Below are 23,326 nucleotides of genomic sequence, written 5' to 3'. Positions count from 1 at the left end.
CGCTTGCCCAGGCCATTCCACGCTCAGCTCTGGCTGGCGGCGCCGCCGACCATGCCGCGCTGCAGATCGTTGTCGCGCAGGTGCTTGGCGACCGTATCTTCCGGTGAGCCGGCCATCTCGCGGAACATGCCCATCGAGCCCAGCAGGGCCGAGGACTCGTAGGGCACGAAGACCCGCTCGCCCGCCTTGGCCATGTTCGGCAGCGCCTTGATGTAGCTCTGGCCGAGCAGGTAGCCCACCACGGTGCGCTTGTTCTCGTCGCTCTCGCCGATGGCGTTGAGCACCAGCTTGATCGACTCCTGCTCGCCCTGGGCGCGCAGGATCGCCGACTGCTTGTCGCCCTCGGCGTTGAGAATCGCCGATTCACGCTGGCCCTGGGCCATGGCGATGGCGGCGGACTTCTCGCCCTCGGCTTCGGTCACCGTGGCGCGGCGTTTACGCTCGGCGGCCATCTGCAGGCGCATGGCGCTCTCCACTTCTTCGGGCATGGCGATGTCCTGGACCTCGACGCGGGTGATCTTGACCCCCCACTTGGAGGCCGGCGTCTCCATGTCCGCCTGGATGGCGTTGTTGACCTCGGCGCGGGACTCGAACAGCTTGTCCAGCTCCATCTTGCCCACCACCGAGCGCAGCGTGGTCTTGGCCAGCACCTCGACCGCCTGGCTCATGTTGGCGACCTCGTAGACCGCGCGCTTGGGGTCGATGATCTGGTAGTAGAGCGCGCCGTTGATGGTGACGGTGACGTTGTCGGTGGTCACCACCGGCTGGCCGGGGAAGTCCATCACCGTCTCGCGGCGGTCGATGCGCACCTCCTCGGTGGAGATTGGATAGTACTCCTCGCCCTGCTTGCGATAGCGGATCATGCTGATCGCCCGCGGCTGCTCGATGAACGGGATGATCACGTTGATCCCGCTCTCCAGCAGCCGGTTGAAGGAGCCGAGACGCTCGACCACCATCACCTCCGACTGGCGCACGATGACCAGCCCCTTGATGATGAGGATCACGCCCAGCGCGACGATGATCAGGCTGATCAGCAGCCCGGGCCCGATGAAATTCATGATGATGACTCCGTATGGTGGGGGAGCGTGACGATGGCCAGGGTGCCCTCGAAACGCTGGAAGATGACCTCGCTGTTGGCGGGCAGCTCGGTCGTGTCGCTGTCGGCGACGCGCAGCCGATAGAAGTCGCCGTTGATCTCGATGCCGCTGGCGCCATCGAAATCGCGCTTCAGCGTGCGGTAGCGCTGGCCGCGTTCGGTACCCGTGCCGGTGGTGCCGTAGGCCACCCCGCGGGGCGAGAAGCGGGGGCGGATCACCTTGATCACCAGCGGCAGCATCACCCCGGCGGCCAGACCCAGCCCCAAGAGCTGCCAGGTGAGCGAGGCGCCGAGCGCGGCCAGCAGCACCGCGACCAGGGTCGCCAGCGCCAGCGCCAGCAGCACCAGTGCGCCGGAGAGCAGTTCGGCCAGCCCCAGCAGCAGGGCTGCCACCAGCCAGACATAAGCCATGTTCCAGTCCATCGTGTCTCCACCGATCTGATCACAGGAGAGAGGGGCGCCGGGGCGCTGCCCGAAAAGTCGCAGCGCGGTACTTTTCAGACAAAGCGTAGTGTGCCCGTTGGTACGACGGCTGAGTATCAGCGATCGCCGTCACATCGTGTAAGACTTCGACCATAGCCGCCGTTGGCGCGCAGTACTTTGCAGACAGGCGCTAATCGTCACCGAGCCTGACCATCCGCGGCCGCCCCAACAGCACCCCGGCCACGCTCTGGCCGGCCAGCAGCAGCAGCAGGAACCCAAGCGAGAGCTGCCAGTCGCCGCTCAGGCCGTGCAGGGCGCCGAACAGCAGCGGGCCGCAGGCCGCCAGCAGATAGCCCAGACTCTGCGACATGCCGGAGAGCATGGCGGCGTGCTGCGGCTGGCGCGTGCGCAGCACGATCATGGTCAACGCGAAACTGAAGCAGCCGCCCTGGCCGGCGCCGAGCAGCAGCGCCCAGCCGATCGGTGCCGCGGTGGGGGCCAGCATCAGCCCCAGCAGGGCGGCGGCGATCAGTGCACACAGGCCGAGCACCAGCAGACTGTGGTGGGTCAGGCGCGAGGCGAGGCGGGCAATGAAATAGCTGGCGGGGATGCTGGTGAGGTTGATCATCGACAGCATCAGCCCGGCGGTGGCCTCGGGAACGCCGGCCTGGATCGCCACCGCCGGCACCCAGGTCTGCAGGGTATAGAAGCCGAGCGACTGAGCGCCCATGAACAGCGTCAGCGTCCACGCCACCGGGCTGCGGAACAGACGCGACATCGGCGGGCGCTTGGCCGTAGCGCCGTCGCCCGCGGGCAGGCGCAGCGCCAGACGCCACCACAGCAGCGCCGAGAGCACGCCGAAACCGGCCCACAGCCAGATCGGGGTCGACCAGCTGCCCGAGGCGCGCATCAGCGGGACCGCGCTGCCGGCGCTGATCGTCGCGCCCACGCCCATCATCACCGTATAGAGTCCCATGGTACGGCCCAGGCGATCACCGCGATCGCGTTTGACCAGGCTCGGCATGAACACATTGCCGAAGGCGATACCCAGCCCCGCGCACAGCGTGCCGAGCAGCATGATTGTAAGGCTCTCGACGCCGCGCATCACGCCGCCGACAGCGATCAGCGTGATCGCGCAGGCGATGGCGCGATCGAGCCCGACACGATCGGCGAACCCCGGCGCCAGCGGCGACAGCAGGCCGAAGCAGAGAATCATTCCGGTGGTGAACAGGCTCGCCGTGCCGGCACCGATGGCCAGTGTCCCCATGATCGGTTCGAGCACCGGCCCGATCACCACGATCGGTGCGCGCAAGTTGATCGCCGCCACACCGAAGGCCACGAGCCATAGCCAGGCGGGGAGCGATCGAGCAGCAGGGGGAACGGGTCGGGACACGGTTGGCGGCCTTCGGTAAATGGGGCGGCATCTTAGCATTTTCCTTCCAAGGGGCGGATCCGACCTTGCGCGAAGTGCCCGGCGCAGGCGGCCCAGCGGAGATGGCCGCAATCCAGTGAATCGAGCCTTGCATAAGTAAAGTGATCGTTTTACATTGAAGTCATGGATATTCGCACACGACTGATCGACACCGCCGAGCAGCTCTTCGATCGCCATGGTTTCACCGCCACGGGGATGGACCGGCTGACCCACGGCGCCGGCATCTCCAGCCGCACGCTCTACAAGCATGTCGGCAGCAAGAACCGCCTGCTGGCGATCGTCCTCGACGAGCGCGATCGTCGCTTCATGCGCTCGCTGGCGAGCGCTGTCAGCGTGGATGACCTGTTCGGGGCGCTGAGCGCGTGGTTCGCCGACGAGGGCGCGCGGGGCTGTCTGTTTCTGCGCAGTTGGGCCGAGACCGGCGGCGACGTGCCGGAAATCGTCGAGGCCATGACGCGTCACAAGGCGCGGCTGCGGCAGCGCATCGAAGAGATCGTCGAAGCGGAGACCGGGCGTCGTGACGACGAACTGGCCGAATCCATTCTGCTGCTGGTCGAAGGTGTGACCCACGCCGCGACCTATCGGGGTAGCGCGACCGTGGACGTGGCTCTCCGAGCGGCGCGGCGGTTGGTTGAGGCCGCTATAGTCTGACCGCAGGAAATTGCTCTCTCCGGCTCGATATCGGCGGCTGTGTCACGAGCGTAGGGAAAACGATCATTTTACATCGAGGTTGTCGTCTGGGCTCATCGCTCGAGCCGGATTCGGTAGCCAAGGAGAATGGCATCATGATCCACCAGGAACGTCGACTCATCGTCGCAGGGACGCTACTGATTGGTGTGAGCTACGGCCTGGCACGCTTTGCCTACGGCCTGTTCCTGCCCAGCATGCGCGAGGATGTCGGGTTGGATTCGACAATGGCGGGGGCCATCGGCAGCGGTGCCTACGTGGGCTACTGTCTCGCCATCGTGCTCAGCGCGCTACTGGTGGAGCGGCTCGGCGCTCGAGCCATGGCCGTTGCCGCGGCCCTGGTCGCCGCGACGGGAATGGCGCTCATCTCCGTCAGCACCAGCGCGCTGTGGCTGGCCGGCGCCATCCTGCTGGCGGGAGCCAGCACCGGGCTGGCATCGCCACCCATGGCCCAGGCCGTCTCGAGTTCGATCGCAACCGACCGCCAGGGCCGGGCCAATACCGTCATCAATGCCGGCACCAGCCTCGGCGTCGCCATCTCCGGCCCGGTGGCGTTTATCGCCACGGGGCAGTGGCGCATCGCCTACGCCGCCTTCGCAGTGACCGCGTTGCTCAACGCCGTGCTGTTGTTCGTCAGCGTGCCGCGAGCGGATGCCAGCGATCGTCGATCGGATTCACCGGAAAATGGTCGCGGCGCCGGTATCTGGCGCTCCCACGTGGTGGTGCTGATCCTGGCTGCCGTCGGCATGGGCATGGCCAGTGCCGCCTACTGGACCTTCTCGAGCGAGGCCGTGGTCACGTTGGGGCACTTCGACCAGGCGACGGCCAATATCGTCTGGATTCTGATCGGCGTTGCCGGCCTGGCTGGTGGGCTGGCGGGTGATCTGGTCAAGCGTCTCGATCTCGATGTCGTCCATCGCGGCTCGCTCGCTGCGCTGGCGCTCTCGCTCTGCCTGCTCGCCGTGCTGCCCTCCAGCCTGCCGGCGCTGCTCGTCTCGGCCGCGCTCTTCGGTGGCGCCTACATCATGCTTACCGGCGTCTATCTCGTATGGGGCATCCGGCTCTACGCGGATCGGCCCGCCATCGGTCTTGGGCTGCCGTTTCTGATGATTGCCGTGGGCCAGATCGTCGGCTCACCGCTGGCCGGCTATCTGATCGGCGGCCAGGGATACGCCTTCTGCTTCATCGCCTTTGCGCTGATCGCGCTGGCGACGATGCTGGCAGGATACCGCCCGGACGGGCATAAGCGTGCCGACACTCGCCCGCCAGAGGCATTGAAAGGCGCGCCGGCGTCACCGCGCCCGCCGGCCCCGTCGTTCTATATGCCGGCGATGCCGCCGCTGGGGTTGATCGACAAGATTGGCCGAAAACTGAACGCCCGGCTCGGCTCCGGCACCGATCGGCGCTGAGCGATCAGGGACTCCGGCATGGCCCGGGGGCCTTCACCGACGAGCGCGCGCTGGAGCAACCGACTGCCGGGGAATCAGGCTTGCAGCATCGCTTCCACCACGCAGGCATGCTGCAACAGCACGGCATCGTCGCCCTGGGGGCGCGATAGCATCAGGCCGATGGGGAGCTCGGCGCCGGTGGCGAGGTAGGGCAGCGAGATCGAGGCCGCGTCGAGATAGTTGAAGACGCTGGTATTGCGCAGCGCCAGCCGGTTGGCGCGCTGGAAGGCGGCGGCGTCGTTCTCGAGCGCGGCCCGTCGCGGGGGCAGCGTGGCGACGGTGGGCAGCAGCACCGCATCGAAGCCGGCCATCTCCTGCGCGAAGCGTTGCTGCCAGCCCGCTCTTGGCCACAGGCGCTGCAGGTAATCGGCGGCGCTGATGTCCCGGCCGCCCTTCAGGCGTTCGGCGATCGAGGGGTCGTAGTCGGCCTCGGCGCGGGTGAGCTGCTCGCGGTGCAGCGCGGCCGCTTCCGGCACCACCAGGCCACCCTGTTGATTGATGGCCAGTGCCGCGTCGATGGCGGTGAACGACACTCGCTCGATATGGCACCCCTGTGCCTTGAGTACCGCGAGCGCGGCCTCGAAACCGTCATCAACGGCGTCGTCCAGTTCGCTCAGCAGGCCGCCTGCGGCCACCGCCAACCGCAGCGGTCGCGGCGTCGTGTCCAGCGCCGGCAGCGGCCGCTCGGCCAGAATCGACCAGAGGCTGGCGCAGCACGCCACGCTGGGCGCGATCGGGCCCACGCAGTCGAGGCTCGGTGCCAGCGGATAGGCCCCTTCACCGGGCACGCTGGCCTGGCTCGGCTTGAAGCCGGTCAGGCCGCAGAACGCCGCAGGAATTCTGAGCGAACCGCCGGTATCGCTGCCCAGCGTGGCGGCGGCGAGACCGAAGGCGACCGAGGCCGCGCCACCCGAGGTCGAACCGCCGGTGATGCGTTCGCCATCGAACGGATTGGGCGGCGTGCCGTAGTGTCGATTGAGACCGAGCCCCGAGAATGCGAACTCGCTCATGTTGGTACGCCCGGTCAGCAGCGCCCCGGCACGGCGCAGCCGCTGGACCGCCGGCGCATCGCGGCTGGCGGGCGGGTTGCCCCCCAGCACGCGGGAGGCGGCTCGGGTCACCTCGCCCTGGACGTCGAACAGATCCTTGATGCTGATTGGCAAGCCCGTCAGGGGTTGAGTGGGGTCAACCCGCGCCAACCGGTCCGCCAGCTTGTCAGCATCGAATTCGAGATAGGCCGTGGCGGTGACTTCGGCGCGTGCCCGGGCCCGCTCGATCAGTGCTTGCAGCGCCTGGGCGGGGGTGAAGTCGCCGCCGTCGATGGCGGCCTGCCAGTCGCGTAGCCGACGTTGGCCGGGAGGGCGCGCCCAGAACGTTTGTGCGCCACCTTGTGGGGGCTTGAATGCGCTCATTGCGCGACCTCGAGCTCGATGACGGCGTAGCGGTGGCTCAGGCGGCGGTTCAGCACGGGGTCGGTGAGCGTCATCGAGAAGCGCGGGCTGGGCCGGATACCGCCGATGGCCGGCACCGTGCCGCACAATAGCAGCGTGTCGGGGGCCAGCGATTCGCCCTGCTTGAGTGTGGCGGGTAGCTTGGCCAGCAGCGTCTCGACGTCCAGCAGCTCGGCCAGCGTGCCCTGCTGATAGCTGACGACCTGACCGTTCTCTTCGATCTCGCTGGCCAGTTCCAGCGCATCCCAATGCGCGCGTACGGCCGCCAGCGGCCAGGCCTGGCGGGACACCGGCTTGGCGCAGAGCTGCTTGGACTCGGCGACACCGACCGCTTCGAGTTTACGGTCGGTGTGGTCTGAGGCGAGCGTCACCCACAGCCGGCCATCACTGTCGCTGACCAGACAGACCTCTGCCTCGCCGGAGCCGTCACCGCCGAGCATCTCGACGTGCTCCGCCTGGGTCAGCAGTTGCGCACTGGCCCGATAAAAAAGCGGCACGCTGGAGGGCGGCTTGACGCCAATGGCGGCCAGCTCGTCGATATGATGTCGCACACCCGCCTGATCGCGGCCTGCCCAGCCGGCGATCGCCAGCCGCCGTGGCGTGACGTTGAGCGTGCCTTCAGGGGTATCGAAAGTCAGCATGAGCGGTTCCTGAGTTGTTTTTGGACGAGTCATCGATAACGCGGTGCCTCGACGACGCGGCGGATCAGAGCGAGTTCGGCAGCCACAGGGCGATGCCGGGGAACAGGATCAGCAGCACGGCCATCACCACCATGGCGGCGATGAACGGCAGGGTGCCGATGATCACATCGGAGAACGGCTTGCCGCGCCGGGCTGCCTGCACGATGTAGAGGTTGAGACCCACCGGCGGGGTGATCAGCGCCATCTCGACGAACAGGATCATCACCACGCCGAACCACACCTTGTCGAAGCCCGCGGCAAACAGCAGGGGGGCGATGATCGGCAGCGTGATCACCATCATCGAGAGTGTCTCGATGAAGAAACCGAGCACCACCAGCAGTGCCAGCACGCAGAGCAGCAGCGCCATCGGAGACAGGTCCAGTTGCGTCAGCAGCTGCGTCAGCTGTTGGGAGAGGCCGGCCGAGGCGAGCGCGAAGTTGAGAAACGACGCCGCCAGCATGATGAACAGGATCATCGAGGTGGTGCGCACGGTGTTGTCGAGCGCGGCGGTCAGCATGCGCCAGTCCAGGCGTCGGTTGAATGCGGCGAGTATCAGCGCCACCACCACGCCGATGGCGGCGGCTTCGGTGGGTGTCGCCCAGCCGGTGTAGATCGAGCCGACGATGGCGATGAACAGGACCAGCAGCGGCAGCAGGAACTTCAGGTGACGCAAACGCTCCGACCAGCTCGAGTGACTGCGTGGCCCGCCCAGCGAGGGCTTGAAGGTGCAGAACAGGATCGCCGTCAGCATGAACAGGCCGGTCAGCAACAGCCCCGGCAGCAGCCCGGCCACGAACAGCTCGGGGATCGAGGTCTCGGTGAGGAAGCCATAGACGATCAGGTTGATCGACGGCGGAATCAGGATACCCAGCGTGCCGCCGGCGGCGATGCTGCCGCAGAAGAGCCGCGGGTGATAGCCGAGCTTGTCGCCCTGGGGCAGCGCCACGGTGGAGATCGTCGCCGCGGTGGCCACGGAGGACCCCGAGGTGGCGGAGAACAGCATCGAGGTCATCACGTTGGCATGCAGCAGGCCGCCGGGCAGCCAGGAGAGCCAGTGATCCATGGCGCGATAGGCGCGCTCGGCGATCCCCGCGCGCACGATGATTTCGCCCATCAGCACGAACAGCGGAATCGCGATGAGCAGAAAGGAGTCCGCCGCCGACCACAGGTTCTGGCCGAGTGCCCGCATCAGCGGGAAGAACGAGAAGAACTGATCGACGCCGAAGGCGAGCAGGAACAGCACGATGGCGACCGGAATACCGGTCAGCAGCAGTGCCAGAATTCCGATGGAGAGAAAGGCGAGCATCAGGATTTCCCTCCTGTTGCGGTGTTGTCGCGCGCGCGGGCCTCGGGTGGGGCGGTTTCGAGTGACTCGGCCTCGAGCTGGTCGGCATCGTGGCCCATGCCGATCAGCGTGCCGAGCGTGTCACGATCGCCGCCGACCGCGGCCAGCAGGGCGCGAATCGCCAGCACCGCCGCCGACACGGCAAACCAGGTGTAGCCCACGACCCAGACCAGCTGCGGTATCCACAGCGGCGTCGACAGCGGCGTATTGGCGGTGGTGTGGTTGGAGAGTGACCCCGAGAACACCGGCCAGGCGTGGATGACGATCATCCAGCCGACCAGATTGACGGCGAGTATCGAGAGCAGATCGAGCGCTGCCCGAGCGGCGCTCGGCAGCTTCGAGTAGCCGACATCGATACGGATATGGGCACGTTCGACCAGCGTGTGCGAGAGCCCCCAGGCCGAGAGAACGGCGAGGACATAACCGGCGTACTCCTGGACGCCTTCGAAGGAGCGACCCAGCAGCTTGCGGCTGACCACTTCCAGGATGACCATGACCACGACGGCCAGCAGCAGCAGGCCGATGAGCCGAGCGGCCCAGCGCGAGACGAGGCGGACGGCGCCCACGAGGGCGTCGACCAGAGAGACGAGAGCGAGCATGTCGAATACCTGCCGGTGATTCAGAACGGGTGCCCAGGGCCGGGCACCGGTGTGTCCGGCCCTGCGAAGCGCTTACTTGACGATGGGGAGCGCGACGAGCGGTGCGACGTTCGCGTTCCACAGCGAGACCGTCTCGTCATCGACCCGCGCGGCCCAGCTCGGCAGGACCGCACTGACCAGCGCCTGATGGGCGCGCTCGCGGTCGGCATCGGTCACCGCGACCAGGGTCATGTCGCCCGGCTTGCCGTGTTCGCACTCGCCGTTGCCGGTCAGGCAGGCGATGCCCTGCTGTTCGTCCTTGGGCAGATTGTTCCACACCGGGTCGATGAAGCCGGTGGCGATCTCTCGCTCGATCAGCTGACGGGTGGCGTCATCCAGCGACTGCCAGGTGGCATCGCTGATGGCGGTGATGACGGTATCCCAGCCGCCCACCGGCAGGGGCAGCAGATAGTCCGCCACATCCTGCCAGCCGGAGTTGTAGCCGGAGAGCGAGCCGGTGACGGCGCAGTCGATCACCCCGCGCTCCAGCGCCCCCGGCACCTCGTTGAACGCCATGACCGTGCTCTGGGCGCCGAGCGCGGAGAGGAACTCCGCCGTGGTGCGACCGCTGGCGCGGACCTTCTTGCCCTGCAGGTCGCCGAGGCTCTGGATCGGCGTGTTGCAGAACACCACCTGCGGCGTGTTGGGCGCGATCGCCAGCACGTGCGCCTGGTAGTGAGACTGCATCGCCCGTTCGGCGATTGGCATGAACGCCTCGCTGACCTCGCGGGCCTTCGCGGGGTCGGTGGTCATCATCGGCAGGTCGAGCCCTTCGAGTGCCGGCGCCTCGCCGCCGACGTAGTCGGAGAAGGTCATGCCGACATTGAACAGGCCGTTCTTCAGATAGCTGAAGACATCGCCACCGGAGATACCCATCTGATCGAAGGTCGTCATCTGGACCTGAATCTGGCCGTCGCTCGCCTTGGGCAGCGTCTCGGTCCAGAACGGCTTCTCGAAGTTCTTGTGGAGCGAGACCGCGCTCCAGGTACCGACGACGTTGAGGCTGGTTTCCGCACTTGCCGACTGGGTGAGACCGGCGGCCAGGGCGGTCATGGTGAGGCCGAGCAGCATCTTTTTCATGGGACTCTCTCGCGTATTGAGTTTGTTGTACGAGGGTGGGTCATCGCCTGAAGGCCGCGCTCGTTGCGCGATCTCGTCAGCGGTACTTCAAACGATGGTTGGGAATGTCGGTGATCAGCATGTGGCCCGGCGCGTGGGCCATGGCGAAGGGCAGCTTCGCATTCATCAGGGCGATCTGTGGCGTCACCCCGCAGGCCCAGAACACGGGAATGTCACCGGCTTCCATCACCGGGGCGTCGCCGAAGTCCGGCCGGTGGATATCGTCGATGCCGATCAGCTCCGGTCGCGCCAGGTGCAGGGGCGCGCCGTGAACGCTGGGCATGTCGGTGGTGATCTGGATGGCGCGGATGGCATCGGCGGGCGACATGGCGCGCATCGACACGACGTAGCTGCCGTGGAACGGGCCGGCGGGGATCAGCGGAAGGTTGGTTCGGTACATCGGTACGATGGTGCGGGCGGCCATGTGGCGAACCGGTACGCCCTCGGCGATCAGCGACTCCTCGAACGAGAACGAGCAGCCGAGCGAGAAGGTGACCAGGTCGTCGCGCCAGCGGGAGACGAGATCGGCCGGTTCGTCGACCAGTTCGCCCTCTTCGTAGACGCGGTAGCGTGGCACGTCGGTGCGCAGATCGATCGCGTCACCCAATACCTGCGGATGAATGCTACCCGGTTGGCTGACGTCGAGTACCGGACAGGCGGCGCGATTGGCCAGGCAGAAGCGCAGGAAATCGGCGGCGTAGTGCTCGGGCAGAATGACCAGATTGGCCTGGGCATAGCCGTTGGCGATACCGGTGGTGGTAGTGGGCCAGTCGCCGCGACGGATGGCGGTGCGTGCCTCGGCCGGGGAGACGGTGGCGTCGAGAGAAGTCATGTCGTCGATCCTGATTGTCATTGTCGTGGCCGCCACGACCGCCAGGGCCGAACGCCACCTTTATGCAATCCAACGCTATGGGTTCACGGCGCATCAATCCAATCGATTTTTATGATTCCCTTTCATCGGCAAAACCTTTCAATCTCAGCGCTTTCGACAAACCTTTCGATGTCAGGCACATCGCCAACGCCTTACGCCATGAACCCCTCGGTAACGCCTCGTCCGATGTCAGGCGTGCTCGCGCTGATCCCGTTGGCCGAGCTCGATCGCCAGGTCGATGACGCCATCGGCCAGCGCCTTGTCGATGTGCTGCGGCCAGGAGGCAGCGAAGTCGAGCCGGGGCAGATCACAGGGCAGCGTGATGAGTTCGCCGCGGGCGATCTCCTGCTCGACGATGCGCGGCGGAATGGCGCCGACGCCGATGCCATCCAGCGCCAGGCGCACGATGGTCCAGACCGAGCCCGAACAGTGCAGCTTGATCCGCTCGAGGCGCTCCTGATGGAGGAGTGACTGCAGCGCGCGATAGGGGCGGCTGTCACTGGCGAAGGTGATCAACGGTGTTCCGGTTCGCGCCAGCGCTTCCAGGGTGAAGGTCTGGGCCGAGAAGCCCAGCTGCGGCGTGGCGATCAGGCCCGTGGCATAGTGGCACAGCGGCCGGCTGAGAATGTCCTTGGCGTCCACCGGCCCCAGCGTGAAGGCCATGTCGACCTGGCGATTGAGCAGTCGGCTGGCGAGCCCCGGCGTGCCATCCACCTCGAGCTGCAGCGTCATGTCGGGAAAGCGGTTGGCGAGCTCGGCAATGAACGCCGGCAGCCAGCTATGGGCGATCGTTTCCACCACGCCGAGACGCAGCACCCCCTGGAACGGGTTGCTGGCCTCGAGCATCGCCATCGCCTCCTGACGCGTCTCCAGCAGCAGCTCGGCGTGGCGATAGAACTGCCGCCCCTTGAGGGTCGGCTGGATCGGACGCTGGGCGCGATCCAGCAGCGCACCACCGACGATCTCCTCCAGCCGCGCGACCCGATCGGAGATCGAGGGCTGGGTCAGATGCAGGTGCTGGGCCGCCAATCGGAACGAGCCGAGGCGCACGATCCAGACGAAGGCTTCGATTTCCTTGAAGTCGAACATGACGAGCCGCCGCGAAGTGAGAGAGGATGGAGCGAGAGCGCCGCGCCAGTATGGCACGGACAGGGGGCCGCCAAGCGATCTCCGCCGGTTCCATCGGTCACGGACGCCAGCCAGACGCGTCCGTGGAACACGATGCCGCGACCGCACGCCAATCACACGCCAGGACCACAAGACTCAGCATCACCAGAGAGGAGCGCCCGATGAGCGAGCACGATGCCACCCACGAGAACGACCCGCGGCGGCGCCATTCGGCCAAGGTGGTCGATGGCCCCGGCAAGGCCGCCAGCCGCGCCATGCTGCGCGCCGTCGGTTTCAACGACGAAGACTTCAAGAAGCCGCAGATCGGGGTCGCCTCGACCTGGAGCCGGGTCACGCCGTGCAACAGCCATATCGACGTGCTCGCCGACGCCGCCAGTGACGGCGCCGATGCCGCCGGTGGCAAGGGCGTGGTGTTCAACACCATCACCATCAGTGACGGCATCGCCAACGGTACCGAGGGCATGAAGTACTCGATGGTCTCGCGCGAGATCATCGCCGACTCCATCGAGGCGGTGGCCGGCTGCGAGGGCTTCGACGGGGTGGTCGCGATCGGTGGCTGCGACAAGAACATGCCGGGCTGCATGATCGGTCTGGCACGCCTCGATCGTCCGGGCATCTTCGTCTACGGGGGCACCATCCAGCCCGGCGCCGGGCACACCGATATCGTCTCGGTGTTCGAGGCGATGGGCGCTTACTCCCAGGGCAACAAGTCGCTGATCGAGGTCAAGCAGATCGAGGAGACGGCGATCCCCGGGCCGGGCTCCTGCGGCGGCATGTACACCGCCAATACCATGGCTTCGGCGATCGAGGCGCTGGGCATGAGCCTGCCCAACTCCTCGGCCCAGGAGGCGGTATCGCAGACCAAGCGCGACGACAGCCACGCCGCCGGTGAGGCGGTGCTCAACCTGCTGGCGCTGGATCTGAAACCGTCTGACATCATGACCCGCCAGGCGTTCGAGAACGCCATCACCGTGGTCATCGCCCTCGGCGGCTCCACCAACGCGGTGCTGCACCTGCTGGCGATCGCCAACACCATCGGGGTCGAGCTGACGCTGGACGACTTCACCGCGATCGGCAAGCGCGTGCCGGTGCTGGCCGACCTGCGCCCCAGCGGCCACTACATGATGAGCGAGCTGGTGGCGATCGGTGGTATCCAGCCGCTGATGAAGACCCTGCTCGATGCCGGCCTGCTGCACGGCGACTGCGTCACCGTCACCGGCAGGACGCTGGCGGAGAACCTAGCCGAGGTCGCGCCCTATCCGCTCGATCAGCAAATCATCAAGCCGCTGGACGCGCCGGTGAAGGCGTCCAGCCACCTGCGCATTCTCTACGGCAACCTCGCCCCGGAAGGGGCGGTGGCCAAGATCAGTGGCAAGGAGGGCACCCGCTTCACCGGCCGCGCGCGGGTGTTCAATTCCGAGGAGGAGGCGCAGGCGCGCATCAACGATTTGACGGTGGTCGCCGGCGACGTCGTCGTCATCCGCTACGAAGGGCCCAAGGGCGGGCCGGGCATGCGCGAGATGCTCACCCCCACCTCGGCGATCATGGGCCGTGGCCTGGGCGATCAGGTGGCGCTGATCACCGACGGGCGCTTCTCCGGCGGCAGCCATGGCTTCGTGGTCGGCCATATCACCCCGGAAGCCTTCGTCGGCGGGCCGATCGGCCTGGTCGAGGATGGCGACGAGATCACCATCGACGCCGAGAACGACGTCATGACCCTGCACGTCGACGACGCCGAGCTCGAGCGTCGGCGCGAGGCGTGGCGGCGGCCGACGCCGCGCTATGCCCGCGGCGCCCTGGCCAAGTACGCCAAGACCGTCAGCTCGGCTTCACGCGGCGCGGTGACCGATCTGCCCGAAGTCCTGGATGACTGAGCCTCGGATGACTGAGCCCTGGATGACTGAGCGCTCGACGATCGAGCGCCCGATGACTGCAAGGCTGGACGACCGAGGCGGCCGCTAGCGCGACTCAGTGGTTCGCGTCTCCGGCATGAGCCCGGCTCATGTTGGAGGCGCGGAATTTTCACGTGTGTACGCCAGTTTCCGCGGCGCGGCTTGGGTATCCTTGGCGGCTGATTCATCACCATGACCGCGTTGAGGGGACCCCATGCAGACCAGCCGCGACCGCATCATTACCACCCACACCGGCAGCCTGCCGCGTACCCCGGCGCTGTCGCGCATGCTGGTGCTGCGTGAGCAGGGCAAGCCAGTGGATAGCGCAGCGTTCGAGGCCGAGGTCGCGCGCTGCCTGGATGGCGTGATCGGCGCCCAGCTCGATGCCGGGCTCGACAGCATCAATAACGGCGAGGCGCCGCGGGTGGGTTTCTCGACCTATGTCACCGAGCGTATGAGCGGCTTCGGCGGCGAGGGGCGGCGCAAGCCGACGCTGGATATCCAGAAATTCCCCGGCTATGCCGAACACATGGCGCGTCAGATCGGCGTCTCCGAGGATCTGGCCAAGGTCTGGAACACGCCGCTGGCGCAGCAGGCGGTGCGCTACGATCCGACGCTGGCCGGGGTCAAGGCGGAGCTGGCCTCGTTCGCGGCCGCACTGGCGGGGCGCCCGGCACCGCGGGAGGCCTTCATGACCGCGGCCTCCCCCGGCGTGGTCACCACCACCATGCTGCGTGCCCAGGACAACCCTGACTACCCCACCGACCGCGACTATGTGCTCGCCGTGGCCCGGGAGCTGAAGCAGGAGTACGAGGCGATCGTGGCCGCCGGCCATGTGCTGCAGCTGGATGCCCCGGATCTGGCCATGGAGCGCGTGATCCTGTTCGGCGATGCCGACCTGGGCACCTTCCTCGAGCGCGTCGAGCTGCACGTCGAGGCGATCAATCTGGCGCTGGAGAACATCCCGGCGGACAAGGTGCGCCTGCACGTCTGCTGGGGCAACTGGCAGGGGCCGCACCAGGACGACGTGCCGGTGGCCGAGCTGCTGCCGATCCTCTACCGGGCCAAGGTGGGGGCGCTCAGCATCCCGCTGGGCAACCCGCGCCACGAGCACGAGACGGTCTCGTTCAAGACCCACCCGCTACCCGATCACATGCTGCTGATGCCGGGGGTGATCGATGTCACCACCAACTATCTCGAACACCCCGAAGTGGTGGCCAATCGCATCTGCGCCTCGGTCGCCGCGGTAGGCGATCGCGAACGCGTGGTGGCGGGCACCGACTGCGGCTTCGGCACCTTTGCCAGCTACGAGTTCGTCGCCCAGGACGTGGCCTGGGCCAAGCTCGCGGCGCTGAGCGAAGGGGCGGCGATCGCCACCCGGCGGCTGTGGGGCTGAAGCCGAGGTCAGGGCACGGTGTTCAGTGCTCTTCTATACTGGCTGCGAGCGCCAACAGCTTGTGATGACAGGAGAGGTGGCATGACCGGGAGAGGGGCGATGAGCGTAAGCCGTGCGGTGAACGTAAGCAGTGCGATGAACGTGGTGAGAAAGATGGCCATCGGCGTCGGGGTGTCGCTGTGTCTGGCGAGCGCCGGGGCGATGGCCCAGGAGCCGGGCGCCAGCCAGCCGCACCATCCCAAGGAGACCCGGGTGCTGGAGGAGGGCGCGCCCGAGATCGCCAAGCAGTGCCTGGCACTGGCGCTCGACAGCGGCGAGAACCGCGATATCGAAGGCAAGGCGATCTACGACACCAACGCCTGGGATTATGCCGCCGACGAGCTCGATAGTGGCGATACCTTCGAGCTGCTGGTCGACCTGCTGGGGCCGGGCAATACCAAGTACAACCTTACCTGTCAGGTGGATGCCGACGGTAAGGTGACGTTCGACGGCGTCGAGACCTCATCGACGGTCAAGTCCAACCCGGGCGGCGCCTGAGACGCTGCACGTCATTTTGCGACGGCTCATTGCACGACGGCCCTTCGGGGCCGTTTTGCGTTAATCCATTGAGGCCTGGTGACATGAGCGTCGTGTGAAGACATGGCGACGTTCGAGAGCGGCTAGGAGCGCGCCATGAACGACACCCACAGCGGTGATGAACGGCTGCCCGAGAGGCGTACGCTGCGTATCGACAGTGCGGCGCCGCTCGGGGTGATCGCCGACACCCATGGCCTGCTGCGCGATGAGGCGCTGGCGCTGCTCGCCGACTGCCCGCAGCTGATTCACCTCGGCGATGTCGGCGACCCCGAGATTCTGACGCAGCTGGCCGCTCGCGGCCCGCTCCATGCGGTGCGTGGCAACATCGACCGCGAGGGCCCCTGCGCGGCGATGCCCACCCACCTCGAGCTGATCGTCAACGGCCAGCCGTTGCAGCTGGTGCACGATATCGCCGACTGCGACGAGCGGCTGGCCTGTGCGGCGATCCTTCACGCCCACTCGCACAAGCCGCGCCAGACCTGGCGCGATATCGACGGCCGGCGCCAACTGCTGTTCAATCCGGGCGCGGCGGGGCGGCGGCGCTTTCGCCTGCCGCTGACCCTGGGCAAGCTGTGGGTCACCGCCGGCGGGCTGCGTTCGGCGATCCTCCATCTACCGCTGTAAGACGCGCTCGGCGAAGTCACTGCGTACCGGGCAGCAGCCGCACCAGGGCGCCATCGCGGGCATCGGTCAACGCCCACAGCGCGCCGTCCGGCCCTGCGTCCACGTCGCGTACTCGCCCGAGCCCCGTGGCCAGGCGCGCTTCGCCGCTCACCCGTTCGCCATCCAGGGTCAGCCGTACCAGGCCGCCGGGTGAGAGCGAGGCGATGATCAGGTTGCCGTGCCAGTCGGGAAAGCGTGAGCCCTGATAGAAGGTCATGTCGCCCGGGGCGATCACCGGGTCCCAGTAGTAGATCGGTTGCTCCATTCCCGCCCTGGCGGTCACGCCTTCTCCGATCGGCGCCCCACTGTAGTCTTCACCGTAGGTGATCACCGGCCAGCCGTAGTTGCGCCCGGCCAGCGGCACGTTGAGTTCGTCACCGCCGCGGGGGCCATGTTCGATGGTCCACAGCTTGCCGCTGTCGGGGTGCAGCGCCGCGCCCTGAATGTTGCGATGACCGTAGGACCATACCGCCGGTGCCCCCGCCTGACCCGCGGCGAACGGGTTGTCCTCGGGGATACTGCCGTCGGGCTGAATACGCACCACCTTGCCCAGATGCGTGTGCGGGTCCTGCGCCAGCTGGCGTGGCTCGGGCAGCGAGCGTTCGCCGAGAGTGACGTAGAGCCGGCCCTGAGTGTCCCAGACCAGCCGCGAGCCGAAGTGCTTGGTCGACCCCCAGGCCGGCGTCTGGCGGAAGATCACCGTCAGCTCGTCGAGCTGCTGGCTTCCGGCGGCAAGGGTGGCACGGGCGACGGCAGTGCCGTTCTTGCCCCCTTCACGCGGCTCGGCGTAGCTCAGGTAGAGCCGGTGATTGTGCGCGAAATCCGGGTCGAGGGTGATATCGAGCAGGCCGCCCTGGCCGCGGGCGTCGATCTCCGGCAGCCCGCCGATCGGTGCCGAGAGGCTGCCGCTACGCAGATCGACCCGGCGCAGTCGCCCCGGGCGCTCGGTGACCAGGGCGGTGTCGTTGTCGACAAACGCCAGGCCCCAAGGGTACTCCAGCCCCTCGGCCACACGCTCGATGCGCAGCGGCGCGCTTGCCGGCAGTGCCGGGGCGCGGGTCTGCGCGGCAAAGGCGGGGCGCTGCTCCGGGGCGTTGGGTGGGCCGGTGGGCACCGGCGCCTGGGCCAGGGCGTCGCCACCCAGCGCGAGCAGGGCGATGCCGGCGATGCGTGAGGCCAGGCGAGGCGCTGCGGCTCTTGCCAAGTGCGGGGCCATGTTCGGGGCCAAGTGCGGGGCCGAGTGAAGGGTCACGGATGGCGGCATGGGGCTCTCCTGAAGCGAACGCGGTGGCCGGCTGGCGGATGCCGGTAAGGATCGGAACAAGACGACACCTCAAGAGTATGGACCATGGGTAGCGAGCCGAGTGCCGAGATCGTTCCGGCCAAGTGTCGTCCCGCCAAGTGCCGTCCCGCCAAGAAGTGTCGTCCCGCGCAGTCTTGAAAGATTGTCGACAAACACTGACGCTATTAGCGAGGCCTGATAAAGTTAGCGTTTTACGGAATTCGGCCTCTCCCCACGTGTCTCGCTCTCTGACTTCTCTCTCCCCTATCTGGCGCTGGCTGCTGCTGGCGTTTGCCTGTGTCGCATCCAGCTGGCTACTCTCACTGGTGCACATGCCGGCCGGCGGGTTCATCGGCCCGATGGCGGTCGCCATCGTCTACGGGGTCACGGTGGGCGGGCTCGCACTGCCACGCAGCGCCTTCAAGCTGAGTCAGGGCGTGGTCGGCGTGCTGATCGCCCAGACCCTGACCCTGGCGGTGCTACGTCAGATCCTGGACGCCTGGCCGGTGATGCTGCTGGCCACCGCGATCACCCTGCTGCTGAGTCTGGCGGTGGGTATCGCGCTGGTGCGTCATGGTGGCCTGCCGGGCACGACCGCGGCCTGGGGCACCACCCCCGGGGCCGCCGCGGCCATGGTGGCGATGGCCGAGGAGAGCGATGCCGACCCGCGGATCGTGGCCGCGATGCAGTATGTGCGGGTGGTCTGCGTGGTGCTGCTCGGCGCTTTGGTCAGCCACTACCTGGGGGTGACCGACACCAGTGCCAGACACGCCGCACCGTTACCGGCCTCGGCCCGCGCCTGGCTCGATCTGCTGGCGACCCTGGCGGTGGTCGTGGCCGGGGTGTGGCTGTGCCATCGCCGTCTGCCGGCCGGGGCGCTGCTGGGGCCGGTGGCGCTGGGCACGCTGCTGCATCTTGGCGGGGTGGTGACGCTGACCCTGCCGCAACCGCTGCTGGAACTGGCCTACGGCGTGATCGGGGCCTATGTGGGCCTGCGTTTCGACCGCGCCACGCTGCACACCATTGCCCGTGCCCTGAGCAAGATGATCCTGGCCTCGCTGGTGCTGATCGCGCTGTGTGCGCTGTCGGCGTGGCTGGTGACGCTATTGATGCATACCGCCTTCATCAGCGCCTATCTGGCGACCAGCCCGGGCGGGCTCGACTCGATGACGATCATCGCCATCGATACCCACGCCGATGTCGGCCTGGTGGTGGCGCTGCAGACGCTGCGTCTGTTCACGGTGGTCATGGTGGGGCCGGGGATGGCGCGGCTGGTGGCGCGCTTCGCGCGGCAGAACTGAGACGCGCGCCCGAGGTCCTAGCTACTGGGTACGCCAGTTCCAGCGGCGGCTGGGTGTCTCGGGCGGGGTATGGCTGCGCACCCGGCTGACCCAGGCCTGGCGGCTGCCGTGGCGGATCAGATAGACCGTCTCGCCCTCGCGCAGCGGCGGGTTGGCGGGGTCGATCAGGATCGCTTCGAACCAGCGCGAGAGATAGAACACCTGCAGCGTACCGCGCACCGGATGCGCGGTGACTTGTACTGCTGCCTCGGCACCGCTGCCGGTGGAGGGCAACGAGCTCGCCAACCAGGCGGGCATCAGGCCGGGGCGCAGCGTCACGCTGGCGGCCAGCAGCAGAACCAGGCTCAAACTCAGGCCGAGGCTAGGGGTGAGCAGCGGAGACTTGATGGCCACGGCCAGCATGAGCGCGGCGGGCACCGCCGGCGGCGGCAAGGCATTACCGCGGCAGAGCAGTAGCAGGGCGTAGAGGCCCAGACACAATGCGGCCGCTTCCTGCAAATGATCGAACCATGGCGCCATACGTCACCCTGCTGCGTGAGTCACGCTCGCCTCTCGCGTGGGCAAGTCGTCGTTCCTCGATCGAGCCCTTGGCGACGTTGCGGCAGTGGCCGCTGGCCGACTCTCAGAGGGCTCGTATCCTCAGCTCAGAGGATAAAGATCGCCATTGGCAGGCTCCATACGAGAACGGTAAACAATTGAAGCTCAACGTAGCGGTCGAGAGGGATTATCGCCGCCGTTATGGGACAATGGCGGCACGTCAGGCTCAGCCCGCAGCCCCGGTCTGCAGCACCTCGGGGAGCCTCGCGCCCTGTACGGCGACGCGCGATAGGGGGCGTCTGAGGAGGCTGTCAGCAGACGTAAGCGGGGTATCGCCGGAAGATCGAGATCAGCGTCGGGTTCAGCAGAATATTGAGTTCAGATCACCAAGGTCATAGCACGAGAAGAGGAGAGCCCCATGCGCATTGGCATCCTGCAATGCGACGATGTCGCCGAGCCGCTACGCGAGACGCATCGCAACTATCCCGAGCAGTTCGCTCGCCTGCTCGAGTCGCAGGAATCCGGGCTCGAGTGGCACACCTGGCGCTGTCTCGATGGCGAGATTCCCACCCAGGCGGATATCGACGCGATCGATGCCTGGTTGATCACGGGGTCCAAGTACGGCGTCAACGATGGCGATGCCTGGATCGAACGGCTGTGCGAGTTCGTGCGTCTGCTGTGGGCGCAGCGCCGGCCGTTGATCGGTGTCTGCTTCGGCCATCAGTTGATCGCCAAGGCGCTCGGCGGCGACGTCGAGCGTAGCCCGCGTGGCTGGGGCGTAGGGGTGTCGTACAACCATATCACCGCCCAAGCGCCGTGGATGACGCCGCCGCGGGACGCGCTCAATCTGCTGGTCAGCCACCAGGATCAGGTCGCCCGCCTGCCGGCCGAAACTCGGGTGCTGGCGGCGAGTGACTTCTGCCCGTTCTACCTGATCCAGATCGGTGAGTGCTTCCTCGGCATTCAGGGCCACCCGGAATTCACCAAGGCGTACTCGGCGGATCTGATGAATCTGCGCGGCGACCGCATGCCGGCGGATCGGGTACGTGAAGGGCAGGCATCGCTGGCCGACGAGATCGACAGCGAGACCATGGCGCGCTGGATGCTGGCATTCTGGCGCCAGGCCGGGGCGGGCGCCTGAGAGGGTGTCACGATGTGTCTCGAGTGATCTTTCGCCCAACGAAAAGCCCCGATCCAGGATCGGGGCTTTTCTCTTGCCGGGCCGCTTCAGCCGGAGGCCGATGCGGCGTCGGTAGCGGCGATCACTCGCCGGTCTTGAAGTACTTGTCGTAGATCTTGTCGTAGGTGCCATCCTGTTTCAGCGTGGCCAGGGCCTCGTTGAAACGCTCGGCGAGCTTTTTGTCGCGCGGGCGGAAGGCGATGCCGAAGCCCTCGCCGAAGTACTTCTCCGGCTCGGTGATCATGCCACCGATGGTCTTGTAGCTGCCTTCCTTGCTGTCGAGCAGGGTCGACTTGCCCACCGGGAAGTCGAGGAAGGCGATATCGACGCGACCCGCGTCCATGTCCAGCACCAGGTCGTCAGCGGTGGTGTAACGGCTGATCTTGGCCACGTCGCCGTACATGTCGGTGACGTAGTTGTCCTGCAGGGTGCCGCGCTGGACGCCGATGGTCTTGCCCTTGAGCGACTTGGGATAGATCGTCTCGATGCTGCTGCCGGCGGGTACGAACCAGGCGGAGGGCGGCTTGATGTACGGGTCGGAGAAGAGCACGGTGGCGCGGCGCTCGTCGTTGATCGTCATCGACGACATGATGGCGTCGTACTTGCGCGCCAGCAGGCCCGGAATGATGCCGTCCCATGCCTGCACCACCCACTCGCAGTCGGCCTTGATCTGCTTGCACATGGCGTTGCCGAGATCGATGTCGAAGCCGGTCAGCTCGCCGTCGGCGGTGCGGTACTCCATCGGCTCGTAGGGCACATCGACGCCGATGCGCAGATGCTCCTTGTCCTGGGCGTGAGCCGCGCCGGCGATCAGCGCGGCGCCGAGCAGCGTAGTGGTCAGCAGTTTTTTCATGAATCGCGTCTCTCTTGTGGTACGGGCGTTGTTGTTCAGTGGTCGCCTGGTCAGCGATGGCGTCCCGACGTCGGCGGCCTCGTGAGCGATGCCGCGCCGGTAATACGGGCCTGACGCTGGCAGCATAACCAATGCGCCGACGCTTGAATATCAGCCCTCGGCGATCCGACCAGCGTCAGTGGCTTCACGGCGCCAGCAGATAGCCGCTGCGATGGCTCTGGTGGCCGGCGATATCGGCCACGATCATCCCGGCCGTGGCCATGCGGCGCTGGGTTCGAGCATAGAACATGCCGCGCTGGGGCGCGCGGATCGCTTCGATGCGGTCGCTGATCGGGTCGATGATCTCGGCGATCAGCTGCCCCGCCTCCACCTCGACGCCGGGGGCCAGATGGAACACCACCAGACCGCCGATCGGTGCATGCAGGAAGTCCATCGCCGCCAGCTCGGTTGCCGGGTAAGCCAGCCCCGGCAGTGGCGGCGCCTCGCCCACGACCAGCCCGAGGTGGGTCAGCCAGTCGATGATCGCCTGGCTGTCGTGGGCCGCCAGCTCGTGGGAGACGTCCTGCTGCCCGCGCAGCTCGACGGTGATCGACTGGGTGCCGTAATCGATCGGGAAGCGCTCGCCGAAGCGCTGGCGCAGCGCTTCCCACACCAGGGTGAAGCATTCGTCGAACGACTGCCCGCCGGAGTCGGTGGCGAGCATGCTCGCCTTGGCACCGAAGTAGCGCGCGAAGGGCTCGAACACCGGCCACGCCGCCGGCGTGGTGTAGAGATGCTCGACCGCGTTGAAGTCGCAGTGCAGATCGAGCACGAAGTCGGCCTCGCAGGCCAGGCGCTGCAGCGTCAGGCGCAGCGAGTCGAGGCTGGTCGTCGCCGTCTGGGATGCCAGGGCGGCGCTGAAGCGCGCCCGGATCAGACGCCGGTTGGCGGCGATATCGTCGCTGAGCTCGGCTTCCAGGCCATCGGCCACCTGGTCGACCACATCGACGTAGTGGCGGTTGAAGTTCTTGAGCGTCTCGAAGTCGTAGCGGCCCAGCGCGGTATCCATCAGCTGCTGGTCGAGACCGATCGGGTTGGCCACCGGCACCACGCTCACCCGGCAGGCGAGACGCCCGTCGCGTTCGAGTTCGGCCAGGCGCTGCTTGAGCGTCCAGGCGACCATCATGCCCGGCAGCTCGTCGGCATGCAGCGAGCCCTGCACGTAGACGTGGCGCTCGGCGTCGGCGGGCCCGAAGTGAAAGCTGTCGAGCGCGCGCTCGGTGCCCGGAACCGGGCCGATCAGGGGGTGTCTGCGGTGTTCCACGGGGAGTCCTCGGCGCGGAGTGGCG

General features: G+C 67.0%; 22 protein-coding genes. 8 read left to right on the top strand and 14 right to left on the bottom strand.

Going from position 1 to position 23,326, the window contains the following annotated elements; translation table 11 throughout:
* Positions 1 to 23: 23 nt before the first annotated feature.
* The 3 genes from QO259_RS15460 to QO259_RS15450 form a co-directional block, all read right to left on the bottom strand.
* Entirely contained in the window at positions 24 to 1,058 is a 1,035-nt protein-coding gene (locus QO259_RS15460; protein WP_207033477.1) for an SPFH domain-containing protein, read from the bottom strand.
* A complete protein-coding gene (locus QO259_RS15455) occupies positions 1,055 to 1,519 on the bottom strand; it encodes a nodulation efficiency, NfeD-like protein (RefSeq protein ID WP_285950624.1) in 465 nt (154 codons plus the stop codon). Before QO259_RS15455 ends, QO259_RS15460 begins: the two co-directional genes overlap by 4 nt.
* Positions 1,520 to 1,709: 190 nt before the next feature.
* Entirely contained in the window at positions 1,710 to 2,831 is a 1,122-nt protein-coding gene (locus QO259_RS15450; RefSeq protein ID WP_285950623.1) for an MFS transporter, read from the bottom strand.
* 243 nt (positions 2,832 to 3,074) lie between these two features.
* On the opposite strand from QO259_RS15450, the gene QO259_RS15445 reads away from it, so the two are divergent.
* The gene (locus QO259_RS15445) at positions 3,075 to 3,602 is read left to right on the top strand and encodes a TetR/AcrR family transcriptional regulator (protein WP_285950622.1); all 528 of its coding nucleotides are present in this window, start codon (positions 3,075 to 3,077) and stop codon (positions 3,600 to 3,602) included.
* 134 nt (positions 3,603 to 3,736) lie between these two features.
* Positions 3,737 to 5,047 (top strand): MFS transporter, encoded by a 1,311-nt coding sequence (locus QO259_RS15440; protein ID WP_285950621.1) that lies wholly within the window; start codon positions 3,737 to 3,739, stop codon positions 5,045 to 5,047.
* Between the two features lie 74 nt (positions 5,048 to 5,121).
* On the opposite strand, the gene QO259_RS15435 is transcribed toward QO259_RS15440, so the two are convergent.
* The 7 genes from QO259_RS15435 to QO259_RS15405 all read right to left on the bottom strand — a co-directional run bounded on the left by QO259_RS15435 (position 5,122) and on the right by QO259_RS15405 (position 12,279).
* Complete coding sequence (locus QO259_RS15435; protein WP_285950620.1) at positions 5,122 to 6,498, bottom strand: amidase; 1,377 nt, start codon at positions 6,496 to 6,498, stop codon at positions 5,122 to 5,124.
* The gene (locus QO259_RS15430; RefSeq protein ID WP_285950619.1) at positions 6,495 to 7,178 is read right to left on the bottom strand and encodes a DUF2848 domain-containing protein; all 684 of its coding nucleotides are present in this window, start codon (positions 7,176 to 7,178) and stop codon (positions 6,495 to 6,497) included. The genes QO259_RS15435 and QO259_RS15430 overlap by 4 nt, the downstream gene beginning before the upstream one ends.
* A 64-nt stretch (positions 7,179 to 7,242) precedes the next feature.
* Complete coding sequence (locus QO259_RS15425) at positions 7,243 to 8,523, bottom strand: TRAP transporter large permease (RefSeq protein WP_285950618.1); 1,281 nt, start codon at positions 8,521 to 8,523, stop codon at positions 7,243 to 7,245.
* Positions 8,523 to 9,161 (bottom strand): TRAP transporter small permease subunit, encoded by a 639-nt coding sequence (locus QO259_RS15420; RefSeq protein WP_285950617.1) that lies wholly within the window; start codon positions 9,159 to 9,161, stop codon positions 8,523 to 8,525. The genes QO259_RS15425 and QO259_RS15420 overlap by 1 nt, the downstream gene beginning before the upstream one ends.
* A 72-nt stretch (positions 9,162 to 9,233) precedes the next feature.
* Positions 9,234 to 10,280, bottom strand: a complete 1,047-nt coding sequence (locus QO259_RS15415) for a TRAP transporter substrate-binding protein (RefSeq protein ID WP_285950616.1) — start codon at positions 10,278 to 10,280, stop codon at positions 9,234 to 9,236.
* A 76-nt stretch (positions 10,281 to 10,356) separates the two neighbouring features.
* Positions 10,357 to 11,151 carry a putative hydro-lyase gene (locus QO259_RS15410; RefSeq protein ID WP_285950615.1) on the bottom strand — a complete coding sequence of 265 codons (795 nt, stop codon included), beginning with the start codon at positions 11,149 to 11,151 and terminating at the stop codon, positions 10,357 to 10,359.
* Positions 11,152 to 11,379: 228 nt separating this feature from the next.
* Entirely contained in the window at positions 11,380 to 12,279 is a 900-nt protein-coding gene (locus QO259_RS15405) for a LysR family transcriptional regulator (RefSeq protein ID WP_035477125.1), read from the bottom strand.
* Between the two features lie 200 nt (positions 12,280 to 12,479).
* Between QO259_RS15405 and ilvD the strand changes: the two genes are divergently transcribed.
* The 4 genes from ilvD (at position 12,480) to QO259_RS15385 (ending at position 16,806) form a co-directional block, all read left to right on the top strand.
* Positions 12,480 to 14,192 carry a dihydroxy-acid dehydratase gene (gene ilvD / locus QO259_RS15400; protein WP_285950614.1) on the top strand — a complete coding sequence of 571 codons (1,713 nt, stop codon included), beginning with the start codon at positions 12,480 to 12,482 and terminating at the stop codon, positions 14,190 to 14,192.
* Positions 14,193 to 14,424: 232 nt separating this feature from the next.
* The gene (locus QO259_RS15395) at positions 14,425 to 15,606 is read left to right on the top strand and encodes a uroporphyrinogen decarboxylase/cobalamine-independent methonine synthase family protein (protein ID WP_285950613.1); all 1,182 of its coding nucleotides are present in this window, start codon (positions 14,425 to 14,427) and stop codon (positions 15,604 to 15,606) included.
* A gap of 99 nt (positions 15,607 to 15,705) precedes the next feature.
* Positions 15,706 to 16,143: a hypothetical protein gene (locus QO259_RS15390; RefSeq protein WP_285950612.1), complete on the top strand. Its 438-nt coding sequence runs from the start codon at positions 15,706 to 15,708 to the stop codon at positions 16,141 to 16,143.
* Positions 16,144 to 16,278: 135 nt separating this feature from the next.
* A complete protein-coding gene (locus QO259_RS15385; RefSeq protein ID WP_285950611.1) occupies positions 16,279 to 16,806 on the top strand; it encodes a metallophosphoesterase family protein in 528 nt (175 codons plus the stop codon).
* Positions 16,807 to 16,822: 16 nt separating this feature from the next.
* Here QO259_RS15385 and QO259_RS15380 read toward each other — a convergent pair whose 3' ends face one another.
* Positions 16,823 to 18,109 (bottom strand): PQQ-dependent sugar dehydrogenase, encoded by a 1,287-nt coding sequence (locus QO259_RS15380; protein WP_285950610.1) that lies wholly within the window; start codon positions 18,107 to 18,109, stop codon positions 16,823 to 16,825.
* 254 nt (positions 18,110 to 18,363) lie between these two features.
* Here QO259_RS15380 and QO259_RS15375 point away from each other — a divergent pair, with 254 nt between their 5' ends.
* Entirely contained in the window at positions 18,364 to 19,428 is a 1,065-nt protein-coding gene (locus tag QO259_RS15375; RefSeq protein WP_285950609.1) for an AbrB family transcriptional regulator, read from the top strand.
* Between the two features lie 21 nt (positions 19,429 to 19,449).
* Here the strand turns inward: QO259_RS15375 and QO259_RS15370 are convergent, their stop codons facing one another.
* Positions 19,450 to 19,947 (bottom strand): hypothetical protein, encoded by a 498-nt coding sequence (locus QO259_RS15370; protein WP_285950608.1) that lies wholly within the window; start codon positions 19,945 to 19,947, stop codon positions 19,450 to 19,452.
* 436 nt (positions 19,948 to 20,383) lie between these two features.
* On the opposite strand from QO259_RS15370, the gene QO259_RS15365 reads away from it, so the two are divergent.
* Positions 20,384 to 21,106: a glutamine amidotransferase-related protein gene (locus QO259_RS15365; protein WP_285950607.1), complete on the top strand. Its 723-nt coding sequence runs from the start codon at positions 20,384 to 20,386 to the stop codon at positions 21,104 to 21,106.
* A gap of 121 nt (positions 21,107 to 21,227) precedes the next feature.
* Here QO259_RS15365 and QO259_RS15360 read toward each other — a convergent pair whose 3' ends face one another.
* Positions 21,228 to 21,998: an ABC transporter substrate-binding protein gene (locus tag QO259_RS15360; protein WP_285950606.1), complete on the bottom strand. Its 771-nt coding sequence runs from the start codon at positions 21,996 to 21,998 to the stop codon at positions 21,228 to 21,230.
* Between the two features lie 184 nt (positions 21,999 to 22,182).
* A complete protein-coding gene (locus QO259_RS15355; RefSeq protein ID WP_035477099.1) occupies positions 22,183 to 23,301 on the bottom strand; it encodes a succinylglutamate desuccinylase/aspartoacylase family protein in 1,119 nt (372 codons plus the stop codon).
* Positions 23,302 to 23,326 lie beyond the last annotated feature (25 nt).

The organism is Salinicola sp. JS01 (assembly GCF_030284585.1).
Classification (GTDB): domain Bacteria; phylum Pseudomonadota; class Gammaproteobacteria; order Pseudomonadales; family Halomonadaceae; genus Salinicola.
This window is presented reverse-complemented; position numbering and strand designations above follow the sequence as displayed.